20 protein-coding genes and 1 pseudogene are annotated in these 18,187 nt (G+C 59.3%); 16 read left to right on the forward strand and 5 right to left on the reverse strand.

Annotated features, from left to right (window positions below; translation table 11 throughout):
- The first annotated feature begins 25 nt into the window (after positions 1 to 25).
- A complete protein-coding gene (locus CQ12_RS16425) occupies positions 26 to 703 on the forward strand; it encodes a dienelactone hydrolase family protein (RefSeq protein ID WP_057836330.1) in 678 nt (225 codons plus the stop codon).
- Between the two features lie 643 nt (positions 704 to 1,346).
- On the opposite strand, the gene hpnN is transcribed toward CQ12_RS16425, so the two are convergent.
- Both hpnN and CQ12_RS47240 read right to left on the reverse strand, forming a co-directional pair.
- On the reverse strand, positions 1,347 to 3,971 hold the full coding sequence (gene hpnN, locus CQ12_RS16430; protein ID WP_057836331.1) for a hopanoid transporter HpnN: 2,625 nt from the start codon (positions 3,969 to 3,971) through the stop codon (positions 1,347 to 1,349).
- Between the two features lie 22 nt (positions 3,972 to 3,993).
- Entirely contained in the window at positions 3,994 to 4,116 is a 123-nt protein-coding gene (locus CQ12_RS47240) for a hypothetical protein (protein ID WP_283807373.1), read from the reverse strand.
- 448 nt (positions 4,117 to 4,564) lie between these two features.
- On the opposite strand from CQ12_RS47240, the gene fdh3B reads away from it, so the two are divergent.
- From fdh3B to CQ12_RS42340, 8 genes and pseudogenes are all read left to right on the forward strand, one after another.
- Positions 4,565 to 5,167, forward strand: a complete 603-nt coding sequence (gene fdh3B / locus CQ12_RS16435) for a formate dehydrogenase FDH3 subunit beta (RefSeq protein ID WP_057836440.1) — start codon at positions 4,565 to 4,567, stop codon at positions 5,165 to 5,167.
- Positions 5,168 to 5,224: 57 nt separating this feature from the next.
- Positions 5,225 to 6,151: a formate dehydrogenase subunit gamma gene (locus CQ12_RS16440; RefSeq protein WP_245309954.1), complete on the forward strand. Its 927-nt coding sequence runs from the start codon at positions 5,225 to 5,227 to the stop codon at positions 6,149 to 6,151.
- Positions 6,152 to 6,333: 182 nt separating this feature from the next.
- Positions 6,334 to 6,837 carry a DUF3305 domain-containing protein gene (locus tag CQ12_RS42335; protein WP_083519315.1) on the forward strand — a complete coding sequence of 168 codons (504 nt, stop codon included), beginning with the start codon at positions 6,334 to 6,336 and terminating at the stop codon, positions 6,835 to 6,837.
- A 52-nt stretch (positions 6,838 to 6,889) separates the two neighbouring features.
- Positions 6,890 to 7,015, forward strand: a complete 126-nt coding sequence (locus tag CQ12_RS47245) for a hypothetical protein (protein ID WP_283807374.1) — start codon at positions 6,890 to 6,892, stop codon at positions 7,013 to 7,015.
- 47 nt (positions 7,016 to 7,062) lie between these two features.
- Entirely contained in the window at positions 7,063 to 7,332 is a 270-nt protein-coding gene (locus CQ12_RS16450) for a CYTH domain-containing protein (RefSeq protein WP_057836333.1), read from the forward strand.
- A gap of 118 nt (positions 7,333 to 7,450) precedes the next feature.
- Positions 7,451 to 8,120, forward strand: a pseudogene (locus tag CQ12_RS47710) (ATP-dependent DNA ligase).
- Positions 8,021 to 8,359: an ATP dependent DNA ligase gene (locus tag CQ12_RS45075; RefSeq protein WP_430642224.1), complete on the forward strand. Its 339-nt coding sequence runs from the start codon at positions 8,021 to 8,023 to the stop codon at positions 8,357 to 8,359. The pseudogene CQ12_RS47710 and the gene CQ12_RS45075 overlap by 100 nt, the downstream one beginning before the upstream one ends.
- 62 nt (positions 8,360 to 8,421) lie before the next feature.
- The gene (locus CQ12_RS42340; RefSeq protein ID WP_057836334.1) at positions 8,422 to 9,024 is read left to right on the forward strand and encodes a DNA polymerase ligase N-terminal domain-containing protein; all 603 of its coding nucleotides are present in this window, start codon (positions 8,422 to 8,424) and stop codon (positions 9,022 to 9,024) included.
- 97 nt (positions 9,025 to 9,121) lie between these two features.
- Here CQ12_RS42340 and CQ12_RS16465 read toward each other — a convergent pair whose 3' ends face one another.
- Positions 9,122 to 10,834 (reverse strand): cation:proton antiporter domain-containing protein, encoded by a 1,713-nt coding sequence (locus tag CQ12_RS16465; protein WP_057836335.1) that lies wholly within the window; start codon positions 10,832 to 10,834, stop codon positions 9,122 to 9,124.
- A 220-nt stretch (positions 10,835 to 11,054) separates the two neighbouring features.
- On the opposite strand from CQ12_RS16465, the gene CQ12_RS16470 reads away from it, so the two are divergent.
- From CQ12_RS16470 to CQ12_RS16500, 7 genes are all read left to right on the forward strand, one after another.
- Positions 11,055 to 11,294 (forward strand): hypothetical protein, encoded by a 240-nt coding sequence (locus CQ12_RS16470; RefSeq protein ID WP_057836336.1) that lies wholly within the window; start codon positions 11,055 to 11,057, stop codon positions 11,292 to 11,294.
- 314 nt (positions 11,295 to 11,608) lie between these two features.
- A complete protein-coding gene (locus CQ12_RS16475) occupies positions 11,609 to 12,238 on the forward strand; it encodes a hypothetical protein (protein ID WP_057836337.1) in 630 nt (209 codons plus the stop codon).
- A 67-nt stretch (positions 12,239 to 12,305) separates the two neighbouring features.
- Positions 12,306 to 13,034, forward strand: a complete 729-nt coding sequence (locus tag CQ12_RS16480) for a Bax inhibitor-1/YccA family protein (RefSeq protein ID WP_057836338.1) — start codon at positions 12,306 to 12,308, stop codon at positions 13,032 to 13,034.
- Between the two features lie 21 nt (positions 13,035 to 13,055).
- Positions 13,056 to 13,256, forward strand: a complete 201-nt coding sequence (locus tag CQ12_RS16485) for a DUF2905 domain-containing protein (RefSeq protein ID WP_057836339.1) — start codon at positions 13,056 to 13,058, stop codon at positions 13,254 to 13,256.
- A gap of 789 nt (positions 13,257 to 14,045) precedes the next feature.
- On the forward strand, positions 14,046 to 14,879 hold the full coding sequence (locus tag CQ12_RS16490; protein WP_057836340.1) for a universal stress protein: 834 nt from the start codon (positions 14,046 to 14,048) through the stop codon (positions 14,877 to 14,879).
- A 36-nt stretch (positions 14,880 to 14,915) separates the two neighbouring features.
- On the forward strand, positions 14,916 to 15,353 hold the full coding sequence (locus CQ12_RS16495) for an anthrone oxygenase family protein (RefSeq protein ID WP_063799759.1): 438 nt from the start codon (positions 14,916 to 14,918) through the stop codon (positions 15,351 to 15,353).
- Positions 15,354 to 15,439: 86 nt separating this feature from the next.
- Complete coding sequence (locus CQ12_RS16500; RefSeq protein ID WP_057836342.1) at positions 15,440 to 16,627, forward strand: baeRF11 domain-containing protein; 1,188 nt, start codon at positions 15,440 to 15,442, stop codon at positions 16,625 to 16,627.
- Between the two features lie 293 nt (positions 16,628 to 16,920).
- Here CQ12_RS16500 and CQ12_RS16505 read toward each other — a convergent pair whose 3' ends face one another.
- Both CQ12_RS16505 and CQ12_RS16510 read right to left on the reverse strand, forming a co-directional pair.
- Positions 16,921 to 17,373 (reverse strand): Hsp20/alpha crystallin family protein, encoded by a 453-nt coding sequence (locus CQ12_RS16505; protein WP_157088256.1) that lies wholly within the window; start codon positions 17,371 to 17,373, stop codon positions 16,921 to 16,923.
- 106 nt (positions 17,374 to 17,479) lie between these two features.
- Positions 17,480 to 18,133 (reverse strand): BON domain-containing protein, encoded by a 654-nt coding sequence (locus CQ12_RS16510; RefSeq protein ID WP_057836344.1) that lies wholly within the window; start codon positions 18,131 to 18,133, stop codon positions 17,480 to 17,482.
- Positions 18,134 to 18,187: the final 54 nt, after the last annotated feature.

The following is an 18,187-nucleotide window of genomic DNA, read 5'->3' on the forward strand; positions in this document are numbered from 1 at the left end:
CTCGCAAGCGAAAAGGAAGCATGCCATGAACAGTCCCGCAGCTCAAATGATTGAGGGACAATTGGTCAGCGTCCCTGCTGGTTCGGTGACGCTCAATGGTAATCTGACCATCCCGGAAGACGCAGGTGCGGTGGTGCTTTTCGCCCATGGGAGCGGCAGCGGCCGCCACAGCCCCCGCAACCGGTATGTGGCCCGTGTGCTCAACGAGGCGAAGTTGGCAACCCTGCTGATCGATCTGTTAACGGTGCACGAGGACGTGGTCGATGCGCGCACGGCGCACTTGCGCTTCGACATCGACCTGCTCGCGGAGAGGCTCGTCGATGTAACCGACTGGCTCATCCAGTTCCCCGATACCAAGAATTTTCCGATAGGCTATTTCGGCGGCAGCACCGGGGCCGCAGCCGCGCTGGCGGCCGCAGCGCTCCGCCCGGATCCAGTAGGCGCAGTTGTTTCGCGCGGCGGCCGTCCGGACCTGGCCGGCGCGGCCTTGACGCGCGTTCGGGCTCCAACGCTATTGATCGTCGGAGAAGACGACAAGCAAGTGCTTGAGCTAAACCGAGCCGCTCTCGCGCAGCTGCGCTGCGAAAAGCAATTGGCAATTGTAAGGGCAGCAGCGCATTTGTTCGAAGAACCCGGAGCGCTGGATGAAGTGGCGCGCTTGGCGTGCGATTGGTTCAAGCGCTATCTCATCGTGGCTGCGTAAGCCACTGGGACCGGTTAGGCCGGCCCGATGTACTCCGTCGCAGGGAGTTTGATAGCGCTGATGGCCATCAAACCGAAGCTCCGAACCCGCGAGCAGGGACGATGAACTGAAAATCGAGATCGATCGCTTGGGAGCGTGGATTTGACGCCCGTCATGGCCGCGGCGCGGACACGGTCGCAGACTTCCGAAAGCTCGCGGCAAAGTCCGGCCGGCCGCGTGGATACTCATCCCGCCAGGCCACCGAACACCGATACGTCGCGGTATACAGTCCAGCTCGCGTTCAGCGAGCGCCTCGCGAAGCATCGCATACGGTCTGGAGCGCCTCGGTCTGGTCTCGCTACGCTTTCCATCGCTGGCTGGGCTTGCCACTGTCGTGCTGTTGATTGGCAGCATTAGGGATAGCGTGTATCAAGGTCGATGATTCCCTTAGCCAGCTGTTGCCGTCCGAGACACCCACGTTCAGGACGTTCGAAGAAGTGACGTGGCGCTTCCCGTCGAACGAATTCGACGTCCTCATCTTGTTATGACGCCCGTGATCATGGTGATCAGTTTTTCGGAAAGCATGCAATTGACGTTCGCGGGCCGCGACCGCGTCCACGGCATTGCGGATTTTTGCGCGGAAGCCTTGTGGTGGAACTAACGTCTATTCCGCGGCTTGGCGCAAATTTGCGTCCTGATCAGAATGTACCTTCACTTGCCGCGGCGGCCCCATCAGAACCGGCTGGAAGAACACCGCGGCCCACATCGTGCACAGCAGCGACAAGGCCATCAGCTTGCCCATGCTCGACATGCCGGGATAGCTTGACGCCCACATGCTCCCGAACGTAATCGCAGTGGTCATGGCGCTGAATAGTACCGCCCTGGTCAGCGTCGATTGTAGCAGGCTGGTTCTTCCGGCGCGCCACGCCATGACGTAATAGATCTTGAATGCGACGCCGACGCCGAGCAGCAGCGGAAGTGCGATGATATTCGCGAAATTGAGCGAGACGCCAATCAGCACGCAAGCCTCAAGCGTAAGGACGCCGGCGAGGAGGAGGGGGATAAGTGTCAGCAGCATATCAGTCAAGCGACGCAGCGCTATAAGAAGCAGAATGGCGATCGCACTGATTGCCAGAACACCTGCTTCGACAAACGCTAACAAGACTGTCCGCGCGGCTTCATAGAGGCTGATCGCACCCCCCGCCGCCGACGGTTCAACACGAAGTACTGCGGTCGCGAAATTGCGCAGCACGTTGGTATCGTTCGGATCGCCGTTTGGCAGCGCCTGAACGCGGGCTCTGCCGTCGGAGGATACCCAATTGCGCACGAGATCTGGCGGCATCGTCCTGGAAGTCACCGCATCCGGGTCAAGAGACTTGCGCAGAAGGTCGAGATCGTAAATCAGCGGTTGCACGATCGCGGCGTCAACCTTGGCCCGGATGCCGGCATCCGCGCTCGCGAGACGCCTCAGCAAATCCGAAACATGCCGTGCGGCCTCGGCGCCGGAGTCTGTTCCGTTTCCTGCGGCCAGGCCAAGAGCTTCGGCTGCGTTTTGAATAGCAGCAATATTCTCCCGATCGCTCGGCGCAGGCCGCAGCATCGGAGGATTGAGGGCTGGGCCAAGCTGCTTCGAGGCGGCCTTCAGCGCGGCAATTTTCTCGTCTTGATCGGCTGGGATCAAACTGCTCAGCGTCAAGGTTTGTGAGACTTCGGGAAGTGCCGCCAGGCGTTTTGCCGTTTCATCCGCTTTTTCGAGCGACGGCGCCAATACCTGAGCATCGTTGCCGCTCGCTTCCGGCTCCTTCTGTAACTCACGGTAGGTCACCACGGAAGGAGAATTCGGATTTTGCAGATCGACTGGATTGAAGTCGAACTCCAAATGGAACAACAGCGGTATACCGGCGAGAATGACGAGAAACGTGCCGACGATTACCGCAATGCGATGCCGTTGAAGGAAATTGTCGAGGGGTGAGAATGCTCGAAAGCCAACCGGCGCAGGCTCGCCCGGAGGCTTGAGCAGCGCCAGGCTCGCCGGCACCAACGTGATGCTGCAGGCGAATGCGATCAGCATGCCGCAACCGGCGATAAGGCCGAGCTCCGATAGGCCACGATAGCTGGTGGGCAGAAATGCGAAAAAGCCGATGGCGGTGGCCGCGGCGGCCAATGAGAGCGGATCGCCCGCCTTGCGGGCAGTCCATCGCAAAGCCTCGTATAAATCAGGATGCTCGTGTCGCTCGGCGCGATAGCGCACGCTGAACTGAATGGCGAAATCCACCCCGAGGCCGACGAACAGCACGAACAATGCGATCGAGATCAAGTTGAAAGAGGTGATCAGGACAAGGCCGAGAGCGGTCGTGGCGGCAAGCCCGACCGCCAAGCTGAAGAAGACCGCGGCGATGATTTTCCAGGAACGAAGCGCCAGCCAGAGAATGATCAGAACGCCGAGCACCGCCGTCAACGTGTCGCGGACAGCGCTATATTTGATGACCGAGAATTGATCATCGTTCATTGGCACCTCACCGGTTAGATCGACCGTCGCGCCGAATTTGTTTTGCAAGTCCAGATCGGCGGCGGCGTGCCGTATCCCGATTTCCGCCTTGTGACCGGGCTGAAGCTCGGAAAAATCGAGCTTGGGTTGAACTCCAATAAGGTGCCGTAGCCGCCTTGCCGGTGGCGGCTGCTTTTCCAACAGTTCCTGCCAGGAGAATGTGGCCGGCTTCCCCGACAGAGCCTGACTTAGTGTTCGATCTGCCAATGACAGAGGCCACGCAAGCTGATCCAGAGTGATCCGTCCTGCCCGGATGCCCTCGGCCGCAGACGAGAGCGCCGTCGTAACGCCGCGCAGACTCGGGTCGCTTGCGAGCACCGCAATGAGCGGCTGGGCTCTCGTCAGTCCCTCCACGGTCCTTTTCACATCGGCCGGAGACCCGAACAATAATCCGTTGCGCTCGAAAAAGTCCCCGCCGTCGAGTTGTTCCACTGTTGGAAACAGATCAGCATTTTTCGAGAGGGCCTGCGCCAGCGCGCTAGTCGCACGTTGCGCGTTTTCAGGCGTCGGGGCTTTCACGACGATCAGAATGCCTTTCCTCGGAAAAGCCTCGGACAATTCCATCTCGCGCTGACGCCATGGCAGATCCTGAGAAATCAAACCCTTTATATCAGTATTGATCGAGAATCGGGCGGCATCAAAGGCCGCGGCTCCAAGCATCAGCAGCGCGCCGACAATAACGATCGTCCACCGATTGCGAGCGCAGAAATCGACGATTTGCACGATCACTAAATGAATCATAGCCGACACCAGATCTCCATTGCTACGCCAGGATCAAGATGAGCTTGGGATCGATCAAGCGTCGCAATTTGCGAGCGTTCGCATCTACCGCAGTCGAGTTTTTAGCATCATGGTGTTGCTCGACGGAAATGTCGTTGACAAGCATCAAATGTCCTCCGATGCAGGACGTGCGTCGCCAACCGTCGCCGCTGCCATTTTGGTCCCCGCCACATCCTACGCAACGGCCGTCGTCGTCTAGATCTGTTTGATCTTTCGTAATTGACGTCCGTCATTTTCAGACCCTTTGTCAAGGCGCTACTCAAGACGGAAAGCCGAAACCCAGTCCGCTTTGGCGCTCGAATCTTTGGATAGGGTACTTCTGTTATGACGACCGTGGACCGGCGCGATCTGCTTTGCGATTGGCGGTGCGGAGCTGCGGCCGGTTGCCCGTGGTACGGGAGCCGGCGATCGCCACCAGGGCCGTTGAATATCCCAAAGGCACCGATCCAATCGTGCTCGGCGAAAGCGTGAACACCTACGACCTGCGGCTACGATCCACCGAGTGGCATGCAGGACCCATTACCGAATCCGGGCGGAAAGAAAGGACGAAAGCGATGGTGCGCATGAAATTCCTTTGCGACGCGGATCGATGCATCGACTGCAACGCCTGCGTCACCGCATGCAAGAATGAGAACGAGGTGCCTTGGGGGATCAACCGCCGGCGGGTCGTCACCATCAACGATGGCAAGCCCGGCGAGCGCTCGGTGTCGATGGCCTGCATGCACTGCACCGATGCGCCCTGCGCGGCCGTCTGTCCGGTCAGCTGCATCTATCCGACCGAAGACGGCGTCGTGCTCCATTCGAAGGATCTGTGCATCGGCTGCGGCTATTGCTTCTATGCGTGCCCATTCGGCGCGCCGCAATATCCGAAGGTCGGCAATTTCGGCTCGCGCGGCAAGATGGATAAATGCACCTACTGCGCCGGCGGCGGCGGACCCGAAGCGCCGGGCAGTGCCGAGGAGTTCGCAAAATACGGATCGAACCGGTTCGGCGAGGGCAAGCTACCGATGTGCGCCGAAATGTGCTCGACCAAGTCGTTGCTGGCCGGTGACGGCGAAGTCATTGCTCAGATCTACAAGGAACGCGTATTCAAGCGGGGTTATGGTTCTGGCTCATGGGGTTGGATGACTGCTTATGGCGAGGCAGTTCGAGTTTGAACCGCAACGCGGGGTGGCTGTGAAGAGTTAGGCGGAAATGCGGAGAGGTTGATCGTCATGGCGTTTCCCGTACTTGTTCGCCTTCTTGTCGTCGCGGTCGTGCTCCTTTCGATTGCCGCGGCGGTTCCGGGCCAAGCGCAAAAACGCGGGCCGGATGGCGCCCCTAACCCAACAGCCAGCGTCGTCGATGAGCAGACGCTCCTGAAGCAGGCCCCCCGTGTCGAAGGCCGGGTAGATATTCCCGACCCCAAGGCCGGTGTTTTGATCGAACCCGCCGGACGAACGTGGCAGTATGTCCATGATGTGCTGCTGCATCGGGCCAGCGCGGTCATAATCCTCGGCACCATCGCGATCCTCGGATTGGCGTACTTGATTGTGGGACAGATCCGGATTGCCGAGGGGCGCTCGGGAAAGAAAATCCTCCGCTTCACGGCGTTTGAGAGATTTGCGCATTGGCTGACGGCGGTGTCGTTCGTCGTTCTTGCCTTGACCGGCCTTAACATCACCTTCGGCAAGGTTTTGCTGTTGCCGGCGATCGGCCCGGACGCGTTCGCGCTCGTCTCTCAGGCGGCAAAGTACGTGCACGACTTCACAGGCTTCTCGTTTGCGATCGGCCTCGTCCTAATTGTCGTGATCTTCTTCAGGGACAACCTTTTTGAAAAAATTGACCTCGACTGGATCAAGCAGGGAGGCGGCTTCATCAAGAACAAACATGCCCCAGCCGGGCGATTCAACTTTGGCGAGAAGCTTGTCTTTTGGCTTTCCATGGCGATCGGCGCTGCGGTCTCCGTATCGGGGTTCCTGTTGCTGTTTCCTGTTTATGGTTTTGGCATCGCCGGGATGCAACTCGCGCAGATCGTTCATACTGTGGTGGCCGTTCTGTTCATCGCCCTGATCTCGGCTCACATCTATATCGGTACGATCGGAATGGAGGGGTGCATTCGAGGCCATGGGCACCGGCGAGGTCGATCTCAACTGGGCTAAAGAACACCACGATCATTGGATCGCTCAACAACTCGCAAACGAAGACCGGTTGAGACAGCCTTCGGCGACTGCGGCGGAATGAGCGTTGGCAGCGCGCTTCGATCCCAGCCGGCGCGCTGCATCTGGCGCATCGTCACCCCGCATAAGGAGAAATTTCCGGCGGTCCGAAAGGAGGCGCTTCATTGAGATCGACAGCTCTTGCGGTAATTCCGGTTGGCGTCTTGGTTGAACGGCGCAAGGCGAAAAGCGTCTGGGCCGACTTTCTGTGGGGACCGGTTTCAGTGCTTGCCGGAACACCAACGGCCGCACCTTGGACACCAGTCGACACGCGAGAGGACGCGACCTTGTTTTTTGTAGGTCAAGCCGTGATCGAACTGCACCGAACCGAGACTGCCAACTATCACGACAACCTCGCGTCGGGAGCACCGGCGTTATGGACAGCCTTGCGTCCAGTTGCATCGGAGCGAGGGCCGCATGAGATCCTCGCCGTAACGGCCGATCCAGCCGAGGGAGAAGGGTTCACCAATGCAGGGACCAACCATGTGGAAGCCGTGCCAATGCCGCCCGACATCGTGAAAATTGTGGCCCAGTTCATCGTCGAGCATCATGTCGATCGTCCTTTCGTCAAGCGCCAACGTGATCAGAAGACGTCCCCGCATCGGAAGGTAAGAGAGCGCGAGCGATAGCGGAACGCGATAGGGTCATTTTGCGAATGTAACCGAAAATAGGAGAAACAAAATGCGCGCCTTCGTCGTCGCATGCTTTGTCGCCGGCATTATTGCTGCGGGGGCGGCTGCTGTTCTCGACAATTTTGTGCAGGAATCGTCTGCGGCAGCACTGACGGAACCGGGCGTGAGAATTTAGCGCGGGTTCTTCGGCCCCTTGGAGGCCCAAGTGCGCATGATCCCTGAGTGCGTGCAAGGAGAAGTTCCATTTCAACCGAGTTCGAACTGAAACTAGCCGCGCCGCCGGAGGAGTTGGAAAAGGTGAAGCGCGTGCTCCTGGCGATGCCCACCGCAAAATCGGAGGCTCGGTCGACGCTAGTCAGTACGTACTACGACACACCTGGGCTTGCGCTCCATCGCGAGCGGCTATCGCTTCGGATCCGCAGGCAGGGCTCGGAGTTCGTCCAGACCGTCAAGGTCGAAGATCCAGCTCGGTTCGATAACGATGGTGTCTAGCGACTTCTTGCGATGTCCAGGTGAGAGCCCCATGTTCGGCCGCGATCTGCTCGACCGACTACCCACTGACGTCAGGGCCCGGCTTCGAAGGCGCGCGCAGCCAAAATGGGTTGCGCCCATGTTAGCGACGCTCACGAATGACGTCTTCTCGCGACAGGGATGGCTATTTGAACCGAAATGGGGCGGGGAGCGCTGCCTAGCTTTTCGCAATGGTCGCGATCTGAATCTCTTTTCCCGGAATCGAGTTCGACTGAATGCAAAATATCCCGAAGTGATCCAGGCGATCCATCAGCAGGGAGCCACGTGCTTTATTGCGGATGGCGAGATTTTCGCGTTCAGATGGCCAGAACACCAGCTTCGCAAAGCTGCAAGCTCGCATGCAGGTGGAGCATCCGCCGACCGAGCTGATTCGCAAGGTGCCGGTATGGTTCTATCTTTTCGACCTGCTCTACCTGGACCGTTACGACATCCAGCGGGTTCCACTCCGCTACCGAAAGCAGGTACTTCGCAAGGCCTTTGACTTCCATGACGCCTTACGGTTCACGGAACACCACACGACCGAAGGCGAGGACTGCTACCGGCAGACATGCAAGACGGGAGGGGAAGGTATCGTCGCAAAGGACGCGGACAGTGTGTATGTGTCCAGGCGAACGCGTGATTGGCTTGCAAGCGAGAGCAGGAGTTCGTCATTGGCGGTTACACCGATCCACGAGGGACCCGCAGCGGGTTCGGAGCGTTGCTGCTGGGTTACTTCCGCGGTGGAAAGCTCGTGTATGCCGGGAAGGTAGGGACGGGGTTCGCCGACGATCTGCTGAAGCGTCTCCGCAAAAAGCTCGCTCGGCTGGAGACGCCGATTTATCCCTTTGCCGGGGATGGGTTGCCGCGGCGCGGCGTGCATTGGGTGAAGCCGAAGCTCGTCGCGCAGATCGGATTCACCGAGTGGACGGCAGGAGGTAAGCTAAGACACCCTCGGTTTCTAGGCCTGCGGGATGACAAGCGGCCGGAGGATGTCCCTCGTGAGGACTGATGTGCGATGAGGCAAAATCGCTAACCGCCGGCGGAACTCTAAATCAGTCTAAAGGACAACCAGTGTCGCTCGCAGCATATCGAAGCAAAAGAGCCTTTACGGAAACGCCCGAGCCGGTCGGACGAGTGCGGCGAAGCGGTTGTACGCGCGCCTTTGTGGTTCAAAAACACGCTGCCAGCCGGCTTCACTATGATTTCCGGCTCGCCGTAAATGGGGTCTTGGTGTCATGGGCAGTGCCAAAAGGTCCGTCAATGACCCCTGCGGACAAGCGCTTGGCCGTAAGGACGGAGGACCATCCGCTCGAATACGCGAAGTTCGAAGACATGATCCCGCCCGGTCAATACGGAGCTGGGATCGTGATGGTGTGGGACTTGGGAAAGTATGAGCCGCTGGAAGATCAGCCGCCAGAGGAGCAACTGGCTCTCGGCAAAGTCCAAATCGTACTGCAGGGCGAAAAACTGCGTGGCGGCTTCACGTTGATCCAAATTAAAAAGTCTGGCCGAAGAGACTATTGGTTGCTCATCAAAAGTCGCGACGAGTACGCTGATCCGTCGTGGGATATCGATAGCGCTCGTTTCGATCGCTCTGTTCTTACCGGCCGTACTATGAAGGAGATCAAGGAGGGCAAACCAGCAAAGCCTCGACTTGGCCGGCACCGTGTCTGAATGCAGCCGCGCCTGCCGATCGGAGCGGCATCCGCCGCGTAACGTTGCGGGCTTGACCTGTGCCTGGTCTAGCTTCCAACGCAGGCGATCTCCCGGTTCAGCGACCGACGTGCCCTCGCAATTCCGGATGTAGTTCAGCTCGAGCTGCAGTAACGATGCTTGCGGCATCGTCCTGCGAGAAACCGCAAACAAGAAGCACTTGGTCAGCCAGCGCGAGGCCGGCCGCGATGTTCTCTGGAAACACGGTGCTGACGCCCGCCCGCCTCAGCGATGAAAGTTCCTGATCATCGGTTGCACTTACGATAGAGGATGCCGCTGGATTTTGCTGGCGCACAAAGTGAAGAATGTGTTCAATCAAATGACGTCGATCGAAGGTTACAACGACGAGTCGCGCTCGGGCGACGCCGGCAGCTTCCATAACCCGTTTGCGGCCCGCGTCCCCGAAAACGACCTTGTGTCCGGACTTTTTTGCCCTGCGAAAGCGCATCAGGTCAGACTCGATCGCAAGGTAAGGAGCCTTTGCGGCCTCCAGCACGAGCGCCACTGGGCGACCCACGCGTCCGCAGCCACACAGGATAACGTGATCGCTGAGATCTCGGCTTTCCTCGCGGATGGCAGCTTCTTCGGCACGTGCTTTGAGGTGATGTGAAGCACCGCGAGCGAGTTCCGCAAATCGGGAACTCGCTTGAATCAGCATTGGGCCAAAGGCCATGGACACCGCTAGGGCCAAGAGAGCGGGCTGCCCGACGCTCGCTTCCAGGGCATTCACTCGCATCGCCTGTGTGAGTAGAAGTAAACCGGCTTCTCCGCCGTGTGCCAGAATGAGGGCAGCTCGCGCTGCGATCGGTGCTGGCCAGCGCATGATTGCACCAACCTGGATCATGACGAAAGCCTTTCCTAGTACGCATACGGCTATCCAGGCGAGGACGCTTATGGGCGCCACAACGATGGTTGAGGGATCCACCTCCATGCCGACGGTGACGAAGAATAGGCCCAACAGGATGTCGCGAAAGGGTCGGATATCGTCCTCTACCTGATGACGGAAGTCGCTTTCGCCGACCACCATACCGGCGAGGAATGCTCCGATCGGCCCCGAAAGACCGGCTACATGTCCGACGAACGCCGTACCGAGCGCGAGCAACAGAGCGGTGAGCAGAAATAGATCCGCCGAGTTCGTCTGAGCAACCCAGGTAAGCCAGGTGCGAAAAACCGGTTTGCAGACGATAGCCGCAGCGCCGAGTGCAATCGTCGCTGTAGCGAGCTGGCGCAGAGCTCCCAACGGTTCCGGCCCACCCCCTAGCTGCCACCCACCCAGCACAACGAGAAAGGGAAGGACAGCAAGATCCTGAAAGAGCAGGATTCCCAGCACGAGGCGGCCTTGTTGGCTGCTGACCTCCCCCTGGTCGACCAATTGCTTGAGCGTGATGGCGGTCGATGACATCGCAACTGCACCACCGAGCATCACCGCGCCGGATAAGCTCACACCCGAAAGCGCCGCAATTCCCGTCACGATAATAACGGTAAACCCGACTTGCAGACTGCCGGCGCCGAAAACGTCGCGGCGTGCGGCAATCATTGCCGATAGCGAAAACTCAAGGCCCACCATGAACATGAGGAGAATGATGCCGAGCTCGGCCAAGAATCTTGCTTCATTGCTTGCGGCGATGAGTTGCAAACCGTGCGGTCCGATCACCAAGCCGGCCAGTAGGTAACCCCCGGCCGCCGGAAATCTCAGACGCGCGACCAGGCTGATGGCGCAGACCGAGGCAAGGATCACGACTAGCGTCTTGATCAGCAGGTCGTCGGCCATGCGCAGCTCCGATACGCGTCGCACTCAGCTTCATTGTCCAGATTTGTCAGCGCCGTGATGAGCATCAAGTTCCGCCAATCGGAGAAAAGTTCAACGCTCAGCGGCTGACAACCGTCAATGCGATGAGGCGGATGAAGGGTAAGCCTTTCGTTCCGAAGGCTATGGCAGTCGCGCCGCGCGGCAGAAATGCGCGTGACGGCGCAACTCGGAGTCACTGGATATGGCCACGTTCGAAGCAACCGATACTATCACGGTGATTGAAGGCTATGACGCGGTCCGCGTCTTTCTCGAGGCCGTTTGGCGTCGCCATGGTAGGCCCGTCGAGCAGATCGCATTTTTGCTCGGCAGCTTGAAGTGGGCTGACGGGGCGCCAGTCGATCCGACATCGTGGCAGGACTGGCAGGCAGCCGTCCAAATGGCGGTGTCAGCCGGATCCTGCGAGATTGCCGCAAGCAGATGATCGCTTTGCTGCAGCGTGAGCGCTGGACCCCGGTAACACGCTGTCAGGCGCGGCGAGGTCGTTCTCTTGTGAAGGTGGAGTGCAAAGGCAGTACGATGTTCCGCACAGGTGCACCGCTCATCTCTGGCTGACGCAATCCTTAGCGTCGCAAGCGAGGGCTAACGATCTGCGCGCAACTCGACGAAATCCGCCATGTTCCGTTGATGCTCGTCAAGGTGACCTTTCTTCGCAATGGACAAGAATGGCGGCGCTAACGGTACCTGCCAATCCGCAAATGGCCGATCCGTGGCACTTTCACGCGACGGGAGCGCGTCATGCCAACCACTATTTGCCGTCTCTATGATTCACATGCTGACGCACGCCGGGTCATCATCGCACTTGAGGTCGCGGGCCTGCCGCCTTCGGAGACCAGCATGATTTCGAACAATTCCGATACCTGGTACAGCGCTACCGAGAGCACGAATGTTGTGCCTTTGCGGAAACCGCGTACAAGCAGCGAGACCGCCCGCGACAGAAAGTTCGAGGGTGCGGCCGTTGGGGCTGCAATCGGCGCAACGGCGGCGACAGCTGCCAGTCTCGTTACGATGTTGGCGCTTCCCGGGATCGGCGCAGTGGTGGGCGTGGGATGGCTTGCGGCCATGTTGGGTAGCATGGCGATCGGTGGCGTTACCGGGGGGCTGCTGGGAGCGCTAACCAATGCCGGCATCAGCGAAGAAGATGCGCACGTCTTTGCGGAGGGCGTTCGCCGCGGAGGAACATTGGTCGCCTCGCGGGTGCCTCCGGCAGATGTGCCGCGAATAGAGCCGATTATGAACCGGTCGGCGGTAAGGCTTCAGGAACGTTGCGAGCTATACCGCAGGTCGGGCTGGCAGGCGTTCGATCCAACGGCCGTGCCCTATACCGCTGACCAGGTACGGAACGAGCGCGCATTGCATGCGAATTAGCAGGCCTGTCGGCAGCTGACGTTCAAGGCCGCTCGATCAGTCGAAATGAACCGCACAGGAGTAAGCCATGAGCTATTACGATTTTGATGCTCGCAAGTCACGCGACGCGGGCTTTCCACCATCGGTCGCCGAGATCGACGCCGGCTTGCGGGCCCATATGCAACGCATCTACGGCTATATGGCCGGCGGCCTCGCGCTGACCGGCCTCGTCGCCTACCTGGCCGCGGCTTCCGGTTTCTACCAGTCTATCGCGGCGACGCCATTGATTTGGCTTGTCATGCTGGCGCCCCTCGGCTTCGTGCTGGTCTTGAGCTTCGGCATCCAGCGCATGGCCGCCGGAACGGCGATGCTACTGTTCTGGCTCTATGCCGCCGTCATGGGGCTGTCATTGGGAGGCATCTTCCTGGTGTTCACCGGGGAATCGATTGCGCGTGTGTTTTTCATCACGGCGGCGACCTTCGGCGCGATGAGCCTCTACGGCTATACGACCAGATCCGATCTCTCTCGCTTTGGATCGTTCCTCATGATGGGACTGATCGGTATCGTGATCGCATCCCTCGTCAATATCCTCATCGGATCGAGCGCGCTTCAGTTCGCTATCTCGATCATCGGCGTCATCGTGTTCGTAGGCCTCACTGCCTACGACACCCAGCGCATCAAGGCGATGTATCTTGAATCCGACAGCGGCGAAATCGCCGGCAAGAAGGCCGTGCTCGGCGCGCTGGCACTTTACCTTGATTTCATCAACCTCTTCATGATGCTGCTCCAATTGTTCGGCCACCGCCGCGACAGTTAGGCGGCGCACGGATTGATAGCAATGACACGTATTCTAATCTTACTAGGCGCGCTGATCCTGGCGGTTGGCCTGCTTTGGCCCTATCTGAGCCAACTTGGATTGGGGCGGCTGCCCGGCGACATCGTCATCGAGCGGGGAAACACGACGTTCTATTTCCCGATAATGACTTGTATACTTATCAGCTTGGTGTTCAGCCTCGTTCTTTGGGTCGCGAACCGTTGACGCGGCGTCGTAGCGAACGGGCGGTATGCCGGGCCCCATGCGACACCTGTATTTGCAGCAATCGCTTGTGCGCGCGTCGGCGACGACGTGGACATGCGACCTGCCGCGTTGACGATGATCAATTTCCGAATTGTCTTTGTACAGCGTTGCAGGGCGAAACGACAAAGGCTGCAGGCGATTCTTGACGGCCGCCAATGTGGGCCATTTGCCATGCGGCTAGAGTCAGCGTCGCTGCGGGCTGGCGTCCGGGATCTCGGACACCGGTCGTTGACTCGTCACAAGTAAAGAAGCGGAGGTCTCACGATGAAAAAAACAATGATTGCACTCGCGGTCAGCGCGACGGTGGTCGTCGGCTCGGTGGCAAGCTCAACCCCGGCGGACGCTGGATGGCGTCATGGTCATGGATTTCCTGTCGCTCCGGTCGTCGGCGGCCTGGCGGCGGGCGCACTCATTGGCGCCGCACTCGCAGCGCCGAGGCCATACTATTATAGCTACGCCTATGAGCCCGTCGATTTCGGGCCGTACTGTCGGGTTAGGCGTGAACGCTTCTGGGACGGTTGGAGGTGGCGGGTTCGCCGGATCGAAGATTGCTACTGAGGCGGTCCGGCAAGGGAAGCCTGGCGAGGGTGACGTCAGGCTTTCCCTAGATCTGTCGGAATGACTATCATTCCGCCGCTACGTTGCATCGTTCAAATTGCGGCTCGCCGATTGATCGTCATCAATGCCCGGCGCGCCGCGAGTCTTGAAACTGCGCTCAGGGCTGCATCGCATATTTGCTGGAACGGTTAGATGATCAAGGACATTATCGTCAATCTCGAGCATCAGGTCACCCGCGATCCTGCCTGCGAGTTTGCCATTTCAATTGCGGAGATGTTTGGCGCCCACCTTGCCGGTGTTGCCTTCGCTTACACCCCGGATTTTCCGGGTTACACCGTGATGGAGCTTCCGCCTGATATCCTGGCCCAGATGGTCGCGAGCAGTGAAAGATCTGCGCTCGCAGCGATCGAACGCTTCGACGCGGTTACCGCGCGTAGCCTGGTTTCGGCGGAGCACCGGTTGCTGAGGGCGATAGGGGCGGAGGCGCCCGCGATCTTTGCGGTCCTCGCCCGTCGCTTCGATCTGAGCGTGTTCATGCAATCCGAGCCGTCTCGCGCGAACAACGATGACATGATCGAAACGGCGCTGTTCCAGTCAGGGCGTCCGCTGATTGTTGTGCCTTACGTCCAAAAGGACGAGTTGAAGCTCGATCGCGTGGTGTGCTGTTGGGACGGCAGCCAGGTGGCGGCACGCGCCTTCAACGACGCGTTGCCGCTGCTCGCGAAGGCGACGGCCGTGGATCTCTTGATCGTGCTGAACGGGAAGACCAACGCAGAGAACAAGGAAGTCCGTGGTGTCGAAATGGCAGCTCACCTCGCGCATCATGACGTCAAGGTCGAGATCGCGACTGTTGCGGCCCCTGACATCGATGTTACCAATGCCATCCTTTCCTATGTTGCAGATAATTCCGGGACCCTGATCGTGATGGGTGGTTACGGTCACGGGAGGTTGCGCGAAGTCATTCTGGGCGGCGTGACCCGCGATATGATGAAATCGATGACGGTGCCGGTGTTCATGTCGCATTGAAGGGAGCCACAACCGCCTGCGTCCGGAGTGAGATCGATGCGGCCCGGTCTTTACGCATTTGGTGTCGCCGCCGCCTTCCTCGGCGCGACGATTTACATCGGCCTTGTCGAGCAGCCAGCGCGGCTCAGGCTCAACGGTCGTGCGATGATCCAGGAATGGAAACTGAGTAACCGCCGCGGCACTCTGGTGATGTCGGGCTTTGCCGTCCTGTCGGCCGTGATTGCTCTTGTACAGTTCAGGCAGAGTGGCGACGTTCGCTGGATCATTGGGGGCACCACGATTCTGGCAAGCTGGCCGTATGCCTATTTTGTAATGATGCCGGTGAACGTCTGGCTGTTCGCCGTTCAACTCGGAAAGCCGGTTTCGCCGGTGCGTAGGCTGATGCGGGAATGGGGGCTCTTGGAATGGGGACACGTCCTGATCGGATTCGCAGCCTGTAGCGTCTTCGCGTGGGTGCTGGAAATGCCGCCCTGATTGATCGCCGTCAATGTCGGAGTGCTGCGCTTCGGCCAAGGTCTCTCATACTACAGGCGAGCGAAGGGTTCTGCCGGCGAGGGCCGATGCTGCATATCGATATTCCGACGTTGGAGGAGTTCAGGGCGCTGGCGCAGATCAAGGGCGAGACCTGCGTTTCCCTGTATCTCCCGACATCTCCCTTGGGGAGTAACGCCCAGCTTAACCGTACTGCGTTCAGGGACTTGGCCAGGGACGCGCTATCGCAGCTCAGGGCAGGGGGTGCCGACAAGACCAAGATCGCTGCCTTCGAGGGGCATTTCGATCACCTCGCGGGCGTAGAGCACAATGTCCAGGATGAAGACAAGATCAGAAGGCTCCAGCGTCGAAGGCCGGATCCGGTCGATTCGTTCTGGCATTACCTGTCTACTGGCCTGGCGGTGCTCACCACGTCCGCGACAATGCGAACGTTCCGCCTGCCGGATTCGCCAAAGCCACTCGCCGAAGTCGCGGACCGCTTCCATCTAACCCCGCTGATCCGCGCCATGACGTCGCCGCACGATATCTTCGTGCTCGCACTGGCGGAGGAGAGCGTTCGGCTAATTCACGCCTTCGCCAATTTTCCGCCAGAACGACTGCAGGTTCGTGGCCTGCCCAAGAACGCGGAGGAAGCGACCCGGCGGCCGTCATTTCACGTACGCGCCCCGCGCGGCAGACTGCAGAACCTCGAAGGCGAAAAGGTCCTGCTGCACCAGTATGTCAGGAAAGTCGAGCACGCGACCCGCAGCCTGCTTACGGAACGCAATGCACCGCCCCTGGCTCTTGCGGCGGAGGAGCCTCTCGCGTCGATGTTCCGTTCCGTCACTACGTATCCACGGCTTGCCGACGAGACGATCGAAGGAAACCCAGGCCGGAAGACGGATGCCGAACTGGGAGATGCAGCGATCCCGATCCTCGACCGTCTCTATTTCCGCGAACTGCGAGGGGTAATCGTGCGCTACGATGAGCTCAAGCCCCGACGCGCAACTACTGACGTTTCCTACGCCGCGCATGCTGCGACTGCAGGCGCCATCGATCAGCTCGTTGTCGATCTTGATGCAGTTGTGCCCGGCCTCGTCAGCGACTTCGACGGCAGCGTGACATATTCAGCTTCTGATGATGCCGAAACTTATAGCGTTGTCGACGAAGTCGCGCGACGGGCGCTGTTCATGGGCGCCAGGGTCATGGGTGCCAAGCAGCATGAACTACCGAACCGGGCTCCGCTCACCGCCATCCTCCGCTACCAATTCCATTGAAGCACGGTCAGCCACCGTCAGCTGCCGCCATAGGTTCGGTGGGACACTTCCGGTCGCGTCCGTGTTTTCCGGATTGATCGCGGGCAGGCTGACCTACGAGGACTTCGCCATCGTCGGTGAAAGCAGTCATGGTGGTGTGGGCGCGGTGGTGTGGGCCAAGAGCGGCTCCTTCGTGGTGACAGCAATCTCTGCGGGATGGAGGGGGAGGCGCCACAATGGAGCGATCGCGTGCGGGACGCATGGGCCGCCGCCGAGGAGAAGCGGCTACCTACGCGTCCCGCTACCGCCCCGGCTCAGGCGGCTTTCTTGGCCTCCTTCTGCGAGGCGTCCTTGACCTCGATCTTCTTCGGCATGGACTTGGCCGGTTTCGGTATTGTGACCTTGAGCACGCCGTTAACCATGGTTGCCTGAATGCTGGACGGATCAATGCCGGGAGGCAACTGTAGCATACGCATGAACATGCCGTAGATGCGCTCGCTGTGCTGCACGTTCTTTTCTTTCTGATTCCCCTCAACCTTCTTCTCGCCACGGATCGTGAGGGTATCATCCTCGATCGATATCTCGACGTCCTTGCGTTCAAGGCCGGGCATCTCAGCGGTGACCTCGACGGCCTCGTCGGTTTCGGTGATTTCGATGTTAGGGGTAAGCGACTTCGTTCCGTCGTTTGACACTATTCCTTGCAACAACTCGTTGAACAGCCTGTCGATCTCCCTATGCAGGCCGAACGGTCCGAAATCCGATCGCATCGGCGCGCCGCTTTCACGAAACGGGACCAATGATCTTGACCTCATGACATTCTCCTTTTTGCCTCGATGAGACTTTAACTTGCATGCGGATAGCAGGCCGCAGCCGTTATGGACTGACCACGATCCGGTCATCGACACGGGTGATGCCCGGTGCCGACCATGCGACACGCTCGGCTTCCTCGCGTTCGATCCACGAGCGAACAGTGCCTTTCAGGACGACCTCGCTGCCGTGGGTTTCGACGGTGATGCGATTGGCATCGACCTCCGCGTTCCGCTTGAACGCCTCTTGGATCCTGCGCTGAATGTCGGTGGGCTCGACCTTGGGCTTCAGTGAGATGACGTTAGTCACGCCCTTGACCCCTTTTACCTTTCGCACGGCATTTTCGGCCGTGGTTTTCTGGTATTGCCATTCCACTGTGCCTTCGAGGGTCAGCCAGCCGTCTTTGACGACGACCTTGATCTTTTCGTGCGAAAGAGGCAGTTGAGCCTTCAGACTGGCAATCGCATCGCGCGCGATGTCCGGATCGGGCCTTTGATCGATCGAGGGTAGCCGGACCTCGATGTCATTCGCGATGGCATGCACGCCCGCGACGCGCTTGGCCGCGTGCTCGGCTTCCAGCCGGTCACTGTAACTTTTTGTGAATCCGGCCAGTGTGACCACGCCATCCTTCACTGAGATGGCGATATCATCGGCATCAAGATCGGGATCCCAGTTTAACTCTTCGCGGACGTCGCGTTCTATTTCACGGTCGGATCTCATGATTGGCTCCTGGTCTGTACAAAAGCGGATTGCGGGATCGGCGGGTCATCAGCT

This window comes from Bradyrhizobium jicamae, assembly GCF_001440395.1.
GTDB lineage: Bacteria > Pseudomonadota > Alphaproteobacteria > Rhizobiales > Xanthobacteraceae > Bradyrhizobium > Bradyrhizobium jicamae.